Raw genomic sequence first — 12,995 nt, forward strand, 5'->3', positions numbered from 1 at the left:
GGCCCGCGCTATAAAATTCTGCAGTTGGCCGGGGGTGGTTGAAAGAATGCCACTAAACTACTGTATTTTAGTCATTTTTGAAGTAAACCGATTGGTGCAAAATTTTTTGAAAAGTGACTTGAATTAATCAGATTGTCTTATATTCTACGCCGCGTGGAAACGTTCAAATGCATAGCTCGGGGTAAAAATATGACTGACCTGTGTGATCGAGACGGTGCTCAACGTCTCGCAGCAAAAATTCAGGACTTCTGGAAAAAACGCGGCTTTGATGTCAGCATCGAAGTGAAGGACGAAGGTTTTGTGTCGACCATGCGGTCTGCACGAAGCGATGTCCGGAGCAACATGATCAATGGCATGCCGACCAAATTTTTCGGTGAAGCGGCGACCAGTTAGGCCGCCAGCAATTTCTCTATAATCACCGCCGCTTCGCGATAATTACCAAAAACGGCGGTGGCCTCTCCGGCCAGCTCTAATGGGCCATATCCAAAATCAGCAATGGCGCTTGGTAATCCGGCCGCCATTGCCGCTCTGATGTCGGTGTCACTATCGCCGACAAAAACCGCTTTGCGCGCATCCAATCTTTCAAGGCAAAGATTGACCGGTGCCGGATCTGGCTTGGCCGCGGCCGCTGTATCCGCCCCGACAATTGTCTCAAACAAATGATCAAGGCCCAAGCTTTTGATAAGCTGAACCGCCAAGGCCTCGCGCTTGTTGGTGCAGATCGCACAGACAACGCCGCGCGCACGAAAAGCTTCGATCATATCCAATACATGCGCGAAGGGTCGCGAATGATCAGCGATATTGGCGCTGTAATATTGGGAAAACAGCGTGAACGCCTCATCGAGTTCCGCCGCGGTTGCTTCGCGATCCGCCGAAATCCGAATCCCGCGCATCAACATTCGCCGCGCCCCATGCCCAACCAGATGACGAACCTCTTTTGGGGCAACCGCCTCAAACCCGAGATCGGTCAAGGCATGGTTCATAGCCGCCGCAAGGTCATCAGCCGTATCCAACAGCGTTCCATCAAGGTCAAAAATCAACGCTCCGCCTTTTAGGTCTTGGGTCATCTTTACGCCTGTTTTTTCCGCTAATCTTTGCTTTTGCCAATATCGCCTTAAGGGATCCTCGTTAGCATCGCGCAACGCTGAGGGCTCGCGAATCGGGCCATCTCCGCCCATAAGACACGAATTGGCCATAGGCCGGTTTGCGTCTTTTATGATAGACGAATTTGAGCATTTGAAAGGCGCAGTGATGAAAGACGTCAATACGGCAACCGTCATTTTGGCAGCAGGCCACGGAACGCGGATGAAATCCGCGCTGCCGAAAGTCATGCACCGGATTGGCGGTCGCGCAATGATTGCGCATGTAATTGATACTGCCGCCTCTCTTTCGCCGGATCGCCTTGTCGTCGTGATCGGTGATCACGCGCCCCAAATTGGTGACTTCGCGAAAGACATTGACCCGAATATTTCAGTGGCGGTTCAATCACCGCCCCAAGGCACCGGCCATGCAGTAATGCAAGCCATGCCCGCCCTTGAAGGATTTTCCGGGGCCGTGTTGGTGCTCTATGCAGACACCCCCCTCGTCACCGCAACGACCCTATCGGCTTTGGCAAAAGAAATTGAAGATGGTGCCGCCGTTGCTGTTCTCGGTTTTACGCCGAACGACCCCGGCGCATACGGACGATTAAAACGTGACGCTAATGGCGCGCTCTTGGCTATTGTCGAAGCGAAAGACGCAAGCGAGGACGAACTTGCGATTACGCTTTGCAATTCAGGCGTCATGGCCATCGACAGCGCTTTTCTGAACAAGCGCCTCAATGACATCGACGCCAATAATGCCAAGGGCGAATATTATTTGACCGACCTCGTCGAGCTGGCCCGGAACGATAAATTGCGCTGCGCGATTATCGAAGCTGACGAAACAGAAGTCCTTGGGGTCAATTCACGGGTTGAATTAGCCGAAGTAGAAACCGAATTTCAAAACCGCATGCGCCAGAAGGTGATGGAAAATGGCGCAACCCTTGCCGACCCGGCGAGCGTTTATTTTTCCTGTGACACCAAAATCGGCCAGGACGTCACCATCGGCCAGAATGTCGTCTTTGGGCTAGGCGTTACGATTGGCGACAATGCTGAAATCAAAGCGTTCTCCCATCTTGAAGGCGCAATAATCGGCGAAGGTGCCGCCATTGGCCCGTTCGCGCGCTTACGCCCCGGCGCAACGCTTGGCCGCGATGCAAAAGTCGGAAATTTTGTCGAAATCAAGAAAGCGCAAATCGGTGATGGCGCAAAGGTCAGCCATCTTTCCTATATCGGTGATGCCGACATCGGCGCGGACGCCAATATCGGCGCGGGCACAATTACGTGCAATTATGACGGATACGGAAAATACAAGACAACCATCGGCGCTGGCGCATTTGTCGGTTCAAATTCATCGCTGGTCGCCCCGGTCACCATTGGCGATGGTGCCTATGTCGGATCAGGATCGGTAATCACAAAAGACGTCGCGCCAGACGACCTTGCGGTTGCGCGAGGCCGTCAATCTGCGATCAAAGGCTGGGCCGCACGGTTCAGAAAATCAAAACAGAAATAGGACCCCAAAATGGACAAAGAAGCCGGCAAGCGACTTGCCGCAGAAGAAGCCGCAAAACACGTAACGAATGATATGACCCTTGGCTTGGGGACAGGGTCTACCGCCCGGTATTTTGTCGACATTATGGGTGAACGCGTCAAACAGGGCTGGGCGCTGCGAGGCATCCCGACCTCTGAGGAAACGCGCCGTCAGGCCGAAAGCCTTGGCATAGAAATCATCGAACCGGATGAGACAACCATTGTCGATCTGGCAATCGACGGCACAGACGAGGCGGATCCGCAATTTAACCTCATCAAAGGTGGCGGCGCGGCCCTCTTGCGGGAAAAGATCGTTGCCAAAGCCGCACACAAATTCATTGTGATCGCAGATAATTCAAAGCGCGTTGTTGCGCTGGGCGCTTTTCCGTTGCCGATTGAAATTTCTCCCTATAGCTGGGCATTGACGGTCAAGGCCATTCGCGAGGCGCTCTCGGCCAATGGCTTCCCGTCCCCTCGGCTGACCCTGCGCGCCAAAGACGGCGCACCGGTCAAAACCGATGGCGGCAATCTGATTATCGACGCAGAACTCGGCCGTATTGATGATCCGGCGTCGCTTGAACGGATCTTGGCAGCCATTCCCGGCGTGCTTGAAAGCGGCTTATTCTGCGGCATGGCGGATATGATCATTTACGGCGACACCGACGGTGTCAGCGTCGTCAAGCCATAACACGTTCATTTGATCGTCCGGCCTTTGCGCTAGCCCCTTCCGCAGGCTAGCGTGCGCCCCTAATTTAGAGACAACGATATGACGCAATCGCGATTTGAAAAACTGCAAGAGGCCATTCGCACCTATGGTGCCGCGGCATTTGAAAATCTTCTTCGGTGCAAGGGCCTCGGCGAGGCCATTCTCGATGGCTTTCCCGCCTATCTTGGCTGCGACCCGAAATGCGTGACCGCCGTTCCGGCGCAGGGGCAATTTGACCCACGCAAGGATTATGGCGAAGACGCGTTCAGCTATCGCCAGAAACAGGTCATCGTGCTGGAGCCGATCCAGTTCGGCATCGCACTCACCGTCAAGAATTTCGAGGATTCCGGCTCTTTATGGCTCCGCACGGCGCTTTCCATTGAGGTCACCGGTGATACTTTTGATGTTTTTGTGGCGCAGCAGCCGATTATCCGTGTGCCGCTTGAATATACCGATAAGCTAGAGCCTATTTATAACGCGATATATCGCGAATTTTTGAATACATTTCAACTCGAAGTGCTCGAGTTTAATGATAAGCGTTTTGAAACCCGTATTGGATTTGTTCCGGAAAAATAAGTGATTTCTATGACCAAGTATGATTATGACCTGTTTACAATTGGTGCCGGCTCAGGCGGCGTACGTGCCTCGCGCCTGGCCTCGACCTATGGAGCGAAAGTCGGCATCGCAGAGGAATATCGTGTCGGCGGCACATGCGTCATTCGCGGCTGCGTTCCTAAAAAATATCTCGTTTACGCAAGTGAATATGGTCACGGGTTCGAACATGCGAAAGGTTATGGCTGGTCTGCCGACAACGTATCCTTTGACTGGTCTACGTTGATTGCGAACAAGGACAATGAAATTGACCGGCTGAATGGCATCTATATTCGCAATCTGAAAAATGCGGGTACGGAGATTTTTCAGTCGAGAGCAACCATCAAGGACGCCCATACGATTCACCTTGAGGCCGAAAACCGTGACATAACAGCGGAGCGGATTCTCATTGCCACGGGCGGCACGCCTTGGGTTGATGAAAGCGTGCCCGGACATGATCTCGGCATAACCTCAAACGAGGCATTCCACCTTGAAAAGCTTCCAAAACATGTGGTTGTCGCGGGCGGCGGCTATATCGCCATTGAGTTCGCCTGTATCTTCAAGGGCCTTGGCTGCGACGTTTGCCTTGTCTATCGCGGGGAAGATATCTTGCGTTATTTCGATGCGGATATTTCCGTGCAGGTTCACAATGAACTACAGCGCCAAGGTATTCGGGTCATTACACAATCGGTTTTCGAGAAAATTGAAAAACGCGAAGGCGATGAAAAGCGGGTTCATCTCAGCAATGGCACGCATATCGATACGGACCTTATTTTTTGGGCCGTCGGCCGCAAGCCAGCCACAAACGGCCTCGGGCTTGAAAATGCTGGCGTCGAGATGACAAAAAATGGCGCGATCAAAGTCGATGACCAATCGAGAACATCCGTAGACAACATTTTTGCTGTCGGTGATGTCACCGATCGGGTCAACCTGACCCCGGTTGCTATTCGTGAAGGCGCGGCATTTGCTGAGACCTTTTATAACGATAATCCAACTGAGACAGACTATCGCTTCATTCCAAAAGCGGTGTTCTCGCAGCCACCGGTTGGTTCAGTCGGTTATGCAGAGCATGAAGCGCGCGCGGAATTTGAAAATATCGACATTTACAAAACCAATTTCCGCTCAATGAAACACATCCTGACCGGTTCTGAAGAGCGGGTTTTGATGAAGCTCGTCGTCGATGGCGATACCGACCGGGTTTTGGGCTGTCATATTGTTGGCGACGAAGCAGCGGAAATGATCCAGTGCGTTGCGATTGCGGTCAAAGCCGGCCTCAAGAAAAAGGACTTTGACGCCACGGTTGCGCTACACCCCACCATCGCCGAAGAGTTGGTGACCATGAAAGAGAAATTCGTCCCTGACGTTTAATGCCAATTTCTCATTAGGTTGTGGTGTATTCTGTCACCACAACCAGCCGACTGCGAGCTAATGTTGCGCTGCACAAGAGGTTCGGCTATCACTCCCTCCGATTAGGAAAAAACGGCGCACGAGCCGTCCGAGGAAGGGAATGAATTATGGCGACGAATATCGGTGGGTTGGAAATTCTTGGGGATTTGACGGCGGAAGACCGGGAAATCCTGACAGAAAAGAATGCGGTATTTCTCGCCGGATTGGTGGATGAATTTGCGGCACGCCGCGATGACCTCTTAAAAGCCCGCGCGGCGTGGCAATCAAAAATCGATGCTGGGGACCTGCCCGCATTCCGCGACGATTCAAAAGACGTACGTGCTGGCGACTGGCGCGTTGGCGATCTGCCCGCCGATTTGCTCGACCGCCGTGTCGAAATCACCGGCCCTGTCGAGCGCAAGATGATTATCAATGCGCTCAACGCGGACGTAAAAGTTTTCATGGCCGATTTCGAAGATGCGCTGGCACCGACTTGGCGCAATGTCATCGAAGGTCAGATCAATCTGCGCGATGCCGTCAACCGCACGATCAGCTTTGACGACCCGAAAAGCGGTAAGGCCTATCGGCTGAACGATGATCCAGCGACGTTGATCGCCCGGGTGCGCGGCCTGCATCTTGATGAAAAACATGTGCTGCGCAATGGCAAGCCGATCCCCGGCTGTCTGATGGACTTTGCGCTTTACTTTCTCACGAACCAGGAACAGCTGCGCAAAAATGGCTCCGGCCCCTATTTCTATGTGCCTAAGCTCGAACATTACGAAGAAGCGCGCTGGTGGAACGAAGTCTTTGTCCGTGCACAGAACCATGTTGGCCTGCCGGTCGGGACGATCAAAGCGACAATGCTAATCGAAACGCTACCCGCAGTGTTTGAAATGGACGAGATTTTATATGAGCTAAAAGATCACGCGGCGGCGCTGAACTGTGGGCGCTGGGACTATATTTTCAGCTATATCAAGACACTGAAAAACCATGGTGACCGGATGTTGCCGGACCGGCACGCCGTTGGGATGGATAAGCCATTCCTTGATGCTTATTCGCGGCTTTTAATCCGTACCTGCCACCGCCGCGGCGCGCTCGCCATGGGCGGTATGTCGGCTTTCTTGCCCGCCAAGACGCCTGATGAAGACGCAGCGAACAAAGAAAAAGTCCGCGCCGACAAACAGCGCGAGGCTGACAATGGCCATGATGGATCATGGATCGCGCACCCGGCTCTCTCGGATGTTGTAAACAAGGTTTATTCCGATGCGTTTAAAGCTGGCAAAACCAATCAGCTCGACGTAACCCGTGAGAGCGATGACGAAATCACGGCTGCTGACCTTGTCGAAACGCCAGAAGGTCCGTTCACGGAAGATGGCCTGCGGAACAATATTCGCGTCGCGGTTCAATATATCGAAGCCTGGCTTGGTGGCCTCGGCGCAGTGGCGATCTACGGCCTCATGGAAGATGCCGCAACGGCCGAAATTTCCCGCGCTTCAATCTGGCAATGGATTAAAAACGGTGCGACCCTTTCAAATGGCGAGACCATGACCGTGGACTATTTCCGCAAGGTCATGGCCGAAGAGCTAGAGGTCGTGAAATCCGAAGTTGGTGATGACCGCTGGGAAAATGGTCACTTCAAAGAAGCCATCGCCCTGTTGGACGATCTGTGCGTCTCTGAAAAATTTGACACCTTCCTGACATTAGGCGCTTATCGCGCCCTTTAAGCAGAAATGACTACCGGCACTCGGCTGCAGCGCGGTCGAGTGCCGCTGACACACCGCGTAACGAGATCACATAGCTCGTCGCGGTTCCGCGCTGGGAAACGGCGCTGACCCGCATATCCGCCCCGCGCCGCATCGCCCGGATCAACCGGTCTTCTTCCGATGCAGACTCGATAAAAGCCTCATTATCCGACACATACATGTCCCATTTATCGGACCCGATCCGCAATGTCGGCTCTGGCTTGCTGTTCAGCGTATAGCCAGTCATCAGGCTGGGCTGTTCTTTCGCGGCACCCGATTTCCAGCTGGCAATGAGGAAGAAAACATCACCGTGATTCACTGATTTCGGTGATTTATCAGTGGCTTCCGTCGCGGCGAAACAGATTTTTTCACCATCAACTTCGCGCACGAAAACACTCCAGTCCCGGAAATTCGCTTTTGCTTCAGGTTGTTGGGCGACTGCCGCCGATGAGCCAACGGCGCACCCCGCAGCAACAAGACCAGAAATAATGGCAAATTTTGTGGAAAACGGCTTGCGAGACATGGAAACTATGCTCCCTCGATGCGAACTGATAAGGCGAAATCGTCAAATTTATTCGCCACATAGCATAGTTCTAAATTTGTCGCGACTGTGACGTTTAGAAGAATTGCAAGCGGCGCGCCCATGGGCCATAACGGCGCGGAATTTCATACATTTTTTAGCGCCGTTTCGATATCCGAGTTCCACAGAGGCGACGCTGGATTTTTGTTTTACCGCGCACCTGATGGGACAGGTCTCCACCTGCTCCCCTGACGGCGCACCAACCGGAGGGAATTGATGATACCCGGACGCGACTCACTAAAGACCAAAAAGACGCTGACTGTCGGCGGCTCTAAATATTCTTATTACAGCTTGAAAGAAGCTGAGAAGCATATTGGCGATATTTCACGTTTGCCATTCTCACTGAAAGTTCTTCTCGAAAACCTTCTTCGATTCGAAGACGATCGCTCAGTCACCGTCGATGACATCAAAGCGTTTGCGGATTGGCTCGGCAAAGGCAAATCAACACGCGAGATCGCATACCGCCCTGCGCGCGTTTTGATGCAAGACTTCACCGGCGTACCTGCGGTTGTTGACCTTGCCGCCATGCGCGACGCGATGAAAACCCTTGGCGAAGACCCAGAGAAAATTAATCCGCTGGCACCGGTCGACCTCGTAATCGACCACTCAGTGATGGTTGACTATTTTGGCGGCGAAAACGCTTTCGAGAAAAACGTTGACCGCGAATATGAGCGCAATGGCGAGCGTTATAAATTCCTGAAATGGGGCCAGGGCGCGTTCGACAATTTCCGCGTTGTGCCACCGGGCACAGGTATCTGCCACCAGGTCAATCTTGAATATCTTGCACAGACGGTCTGGACGGCGCAGTCAAACGGCGAAACTTTTGCCTACCCTGACACATTGGTTGGCACCGATAGCCACACAACAATGGTCAATGGTTTGTCCGTACTCGGATGGGGTGTTGGCGGTATCGAAGCTGAAGCGGCGATGCTCGGTCAGCCGGTATCAATGCTGATCCCTGAAGTGATCGGTTTCAAACTGACTGGTAAATTGCCAGAAGGCGCAACGGCTACTGACCTCGTTCTCGTGATCGTGGAAATGCTCCGCAAAAAAGGTGTTGTTGGTAAGTTCGTTGAATTCTACGGCCCGGGCCTTGACCATCTCGCACTCGAAGATCAGGCGACCATCGCCAATATGGCACCGGAATATGGCGCAACTTGCGGCTTCTTCCCGGTCGATGACGAAACACTTCGCTATCTCAAAGCGACAGGTCGCGAAGATGACCGCGTTGCGCTGGTCGAAGCCTACGCAAAAGAGCAGGGCATGTGGCGTGAAAAAGATACGCCGGATCCTGTCTTTACAGACACGCTCGAACTTGAGCTTTCTTCGGTCGTACCTTCACTTGCGGGTCCGAAACGCCCACAAGACCGGATCGCCCTTGACCGCGCACCGCAAGGTTTTGCCGAATCGCTGAATACGGAATATGGTAAAATCGACGAAGCCGACAAACGCTTCCCTGTAAAAGGCGAAGACTATGATCTCGGCCATGGTGACGTCACCATCGCGGCGATTACGTCTTGCACGAACACATCCAACCCATCCGTGCTGATTGCCGCGGGTCTTGTCGCACGCAACGCCCGCGCCAAAGGCCTGACCGTTAAGCCATGGGTTAAAACATCACTCGCACCGGGTAGCCAGGTCGTGACCGATTATCTCGACGCGGCTGGTCTTAGCGATGATCTTGATTCGCTCGGCTTTAACCTTGTCGGTTATGGTTGCACGACCTGTATCGGTAACTCAGGCCCATTGCCTGCGCCGATCTCCAACACCATTCAGGAAAATGACCTCGCCGTTGCTTCGGTGCTTTCTGGCAACCGCAACTTCGAAGGTCGTATTTCTCAAGACGTTCGCGCGAACTATCTCGCATCACCGCCATTGGTTGTTGCCTATGCGATTGCCGGATCGATGAATGTCAATATGACAACTGACCCGCTCGGCAAGGATGCGGATGGCAATGACGTTTACCTGAAAGACATCTGGCCGTCGAATAAAGAGATCGCCGATGTGGTCCGTGAACATGTCACCGCGCAAATGTTTTCGTCGCGCTATGCGGACGTATTCAAAGGCGACGAAAAATGGCAGGCAATTGATGCTGGCGACGGCCAGACCTATCAGTGGCCGGCTTCAACCTATGTTGCGAACCCGCCATATTTCGAAGGCATGAGCAAAGAGCCAAAAGCGGTTGAACCAATCGCCGGTGCTCGGGTACTCGCGCTGTTTGGCGACTCGATCACAACCGACCACATTTCTCCGGCCGGTTCGATCAAAGAAGACAGCCCTGCGGGCGAATATCTGAAATCGCATCAGGTTCCTGTGGCGGAGTTCAATTCCTATGGCTCACGTCGCGGTAACCACGAAGTCATGATGCGCGGTACATTCGCGAATATTCGGATCAAGAACCAAATGCTTCCGGGTACTGAAGGTGGCGTCACAAAGTATAACGGTGAAGAAATGCCGATTTACGACGCCGCAATGAAGTACAAAAAAGACGGCGCACCATTGGTCGTCTTTGCGGGCGAGCAATATGGTACGGGCTCGTCTCGTGACTGGGCCGCGAAAGGCACAATCCTTCTCGGGGTTCGCGCGGTTGTCGCTGGTAGCTTTGAACGTATCCACCGGTCAAACCTGATCGGCATGGGTGTTCTGCCGCTACAGTTCAAAGAGGGCGAGTCATGGTCATCACTTGGCCTGACAGGCGATGAAGAAATCGAAATCCCGGATATCGATAAAATCGAGCCGCGCTCAAACGTAACCATCGCGGTTAAATTCGCGAATGGCGACGTCAAAAACATTGAAGCGCTCGTACGCATCGATACTGCTGACGAGCTTGATTATTTCCGTCATGGCGGAATTCTTCATTACGTTATTCGTAAGCTTGCTGCTTAAACAGCAAACGCGAAGTTCTATTATGAAAGCCTGCAACACTTCGTTGCAGGCTTTTTTTATTTTGAAATATTGACCTAACACCGATAAGTTACTGAAGGGAACGAGAGACCAAACAACCAGAAAGGGTGTTCGGTGGGGGGCTTCGTAGAACGCGCTTGCGCGCGCAGATATTTATTATCTGCGCTTTTGTTTATCAGCACATTTTCATTTCCCGCTCATGCGTCCCCTTGGGCACGGCCTGATGGGAATTTCCTTATTATTTCGAGGGCGGAATATTTTTCCGTTGATTTACCACCGGCACAAATCGATGAACCGGTCGGCCGATTTCAACGGATCGAGTCAAATAGCTATGCCGAATATGGTTTGACCGACGCGATCACCATTGGCGGCAAAGTAATCTACGGAACAACATGGCTTAACAATGCCAGCCTATCGCACACACAATCCGGCTTTTCCGAGATCGAAGGCTTTGGGCAATACCAAATTCTGCGTAACAGAAATCATGCGGCGTCATTGCGGTTCGCAGTTGCATCACCCGTTCAATTACAGTCGGGCACCCGATCGAGCCTTCTTGGTAAGGGCGTCGATCTCGATTTCTCGGCGCTTTATGGCCGCGATATCATTTTTAGGCCGATCAAAATCTTTGCCGCGGCTGAAATAGGCTACCGCAAAAATATTGGCACCAATGCCGATCAAATTCGAAGCCAATTGACCTTGGGGACCGAGCCGCACGAACGCATTCTCTTCCTGCTCGAAGCCTTTGGCACGCGATCAATGCGAAACGAAACCCAAGGCGGCGCGGATTTCGACGTGATCAAGGTTCAACCTTCTCTCGTCGCGAAAATCACAAATCGCTGGTCCATTCAAGCGGGCATGAACCGAGAAATCGCGGGCCGAAATCTTGAATTAGGCCAAACATTTTTCATCGGACTGTGGAGCCGGTTTTGAGCCTTGATCCGCAACAGGAGAAAACTCTCAGCGATCACGATGGCGCAAACACCGCCCCTTTTTCAAATCTTTCGACCACACATTCGCTTCTAATGGGCGACGCCCTTAACGTCGCCGCGATATCCGGCCTTCGTGCCAATCACCCTGACCAATCAGCCTACAAACTTTTCACGCGAACGCAACTTGTATTCGCGCTTTGCATTGCGGTGATTGTTTGTGCCGCATTGTTTATTTGGCCGTTTGCAACCATTATCGCGATCAATGGGGCAACGACATTATACTTTATAAGCGCAATTCTGTTTCGGGTTTACCTGTTGGTACTTGGGGCCGGTGACAATCCGGCAGAAGCGCCACCCACTGGTTATGACATCGCGTCACTGCCGACAATTACAATTCTCTTGCCGCTCTATCACGACGCTGCGGCATTGCCATCATTGGCGCGGGCGATCAATCGGCTCGATTATCCCGCCCATAAAAAGGATGTGAAATTACTGCTGGAGGCAGATGATCCCGAAACCATTGATGAGGCAAAACGCTTGGGCCTTGATCGCCAATTTGAAATCATAACGATCCCTCCGCTCGCCCCGCGCACAAAACCAAAAGCCTGCAACTATGGCCTTTATCGCGCCCGTGGCGATCTGATCGTAATTTATGATGCCGAAGACCTGCCCGAGCGCGATCAACTTTTAAAGGCCGCACGCGCATTCGATAAGAGCGATCAAAACCTTGCCTGCGTGCAAGCGCGGCTGAACTATTATAACCCCGATGATAATTGGCTCACGCGCCTTTTCACGCTTGAATATTCGCTCTGGTTCGATTGGCTTTTGCCTGCGCTTTCGCGGCTCGGTGCCCCTATTCCACTTGGCGGCACGTCCAATTTCTTCCGCACAAGGATTTTGACAGAAATCGGCGGTTGGGACCCTTATAACGTAACGGAAGACGCGGATCTTGGTTTGCGATTAGCGCGGTTGGGGTACCGTGTTGATCTGATCAACTCAACGACATTCGAAGAGGCCAATTGCCGTACCCATAATTGGATCAGACAGCGCTCGCGCTGGATGAAGGGGTATTTACAGACCTGGCTCGTCCATATGCGCCGCCCCTATTGTATCCTCGCCACCACAGGATTACGCGGCTTTTTAGCGGTTCAACTATTCGTAGCCGGTAATATTTTCAGCGCCTTGATTAATCCGATCATGTGGTCGCTCTCACTGTTTTGGCTGATCGCAGACCCGCCGCTTCTCTCGCGCCTGTTCCCTACCCCGATTTTACAGCTCAACCTCTTTGCGCTTTTTTTCGGAAATTTCTTTTTCGTCGCCATGATGGCGATTGCCCCCCTTAAACGAGGGCTGGGCAAACTGGCCATATATGGCCTGACCGCACCCGCATATTGGTTGCTAACCTCGGTCGCCGCCTATAAAGCTGTCTGGCAGTCGGTCACCCGTCTTCATTATTGGGAGAAAACCGACCATATTATTAGCCGCGCAGCGCAGCAAAAACGTGAAGACGCGCTGAACGATCATTTCGAGCAGTAAGAATACGGCCCT

11 protein-coding genes are annotated in these 12,995 nt (G+C 52.7%); 9 read left to right on the plus strand and 2 right to left on the minus strand.

Annotated features, from left to right (window positions below; translation table 11 throughout):
• Window positions 1-189 precede the first annotated feature (189 nt).
• Window positions 190-393, plus strand: coding sequence for a phosphoglycolate phosphatase (locus ABFZ83_RS09530; RefSeq protein WP_411816319.1), 204 nt, complete (start codon window positions 190-192; stop codon window positions 391-393).
• On the opposite strand, the gene ABFZ83_RS09535 is transcribed toward ABFZ83_RS09530, so the two are convergent.
• Window positions 390-1,067, minus strand: a complete 678-nt coding sequence (locus ABFZ83_RS09535) for an HAD-IA family hydrolase (protein ID WP_411816320.1) — start codon at window positions 1,065-1,067, stop codon at window positions 390-392. The genes ABFZ83_RS09530 and ABFZ83_RS09535 overlap by 4 nt on opposite strands.
• Window positions 1,068-1,215: 148 nt before the next feature.
• Between ABFZ83_RS09535 and glmU the strand changes: the two genes are divergently transcribed.
• The 5 genes from glmU to aceB all read left to right on the plus strand — a co-directional run bounded on the left by glmU (window position 1,216) and on the right by aceB (window position 7,016).
• Complete coding sequence (gene glmU / locus ABFZ83_RS09540; RefSeq protein ID WP_411816321.1) at window positions 1,216-2,592, plus strand: bifunctional UDP-N-acetylglucosamine diphosphorylase/glucosamine-1-phosphate N-acetyltransferase GlmU; 1,377 nt, start codon at window positions 1,216-1,218, stop codon at window positions 2,590-2,592.
• Between the two features lie 9 nt (window positions 2,593-2,601).
• Window positions 2,602-3,297, plus strand: a complete 696-nt coding sequence (gene rpiA / locus ABFZ83_RS09545) for a ribose-5-phosphate isomerase RpiA (RefSeq protein ID WP_411816322.1) — start codon at window positions 2,602-2,604, stop codon at window positions 3,295-3,297.
• A gap of 78 nt (window positions 3,298-3,375) precedes the next feature.
• Complete coding sequence (locus tag ABFZ83_RS09550) at window positions 3,376-3,891, plus strand: hypothetical protein (protein ID WP_411816323.1); 516 nt, start codon at window positions 3,376-3,378, stop codon at window positions 3,889-3,891.
• 9 nt (window positions 3,892-3,900) lie between these two features.
• Window positions 3,901-5,274 (plus strand): glutathione-disulfide reductase, encoded by a 1,374-nt coding sequence (gor, locus tag ABFZ83_RS09555; protein WP_411816324.1) that lies wholly within the window; start codon window positions 3,901-3,903, stop codon window positions 5,272-5,274.
• 146 nt (window positions 5,275-5,420) lie between these two features.
• Window positions 5,421-7,016, plus strand: coding sequence for a malate synthase A (gene aceB / locus ABFZ83_RS09560; RefSeq protein WP_411816325.1), 1,596 nt, complete (start codon window positions 5,421-5,423; stop codon window positions 7,014-7,016).
• A 10-nt stretch (window positions 7,017-7,026) separates the two neighbouring features.
• On the opposite strand, the gene ABFZ83_RS09565 is transcribed toward aceB, so the two are convergent.
• Window positions 7,027-7,557, minus strand: a complete 531-nt coding sequence (locus ABFZ83_RS09565) for an invasion associated locus B family protein (protein ID WP_411816326.1) — start codon at window positions 7,555-7,557, stop codon at window positions 7,027-7,029.
• 273 nt (window positions 7,558-7,830) lie between these two features.
• On the opposite strand from ABFZ83_RS09565, the gene acnA reads away from it, so the two are divergent.
• The 3 genes from acnA to ABFZ83_RS09580 all read left to right on the plus strand — a co-directional run bounded on the left by acnA (window position 7,831) and on the right by ABFZ83_RS09580 (window position 12,983).
• Window positions 7,831-10,500 (plus strand): aconitate hydratase AcnA, encoded by a 2,670-nt coding sequence (gene acnA / locus ABFZ83_RS09570; RefSeq protein WP_411816327.1) that lies wholly within the window; start codon window positions 7,831-7,833, stop codon window positions 10,498-10,500.
• Window positions 10,501-10,632: 132 nt separating this feature from the next.
• Window positions 10,633-11,448 carry a hypothetical protein gene (locus ABFZ83_RS09575; protein WP_411816328.1) on the plus strand — a complete coding sequence of 272 codons (816 nt, stop codon included), beginning with the start codon at window positions 10,633-10,635 and terminating at the stop codon, window positions 11,446-11,448.
• Entirely contained in the window at window positions 11,445-12,983 is a 1,539-nt protein-coding gene (locus tag ABFZ83_RS09580) for a glycosyltransferase family 2 protein (RefSeq protein ID WP_411816329.1), read from the plus strand. The genes ABFZ83_RS09575 and ABFZ83_RS09580 overlap by 4 nt, the downstream gene beginning before the upstream one ends.
• Window positions 12,984-12,995: the final 12 nt, after the last annotated feature.

The sequence above is a fragment of the Hyphococcus formosus genome (assembly GCF_046736345.1).
In the GTDB taxonomy this organism is placed as follows: Bacteria; Pseudomonadota; Alphaproteobacteria; order Caulobacterales; family Parvularculaceae; genus Hyphococcus; species Hyphococcus formosus.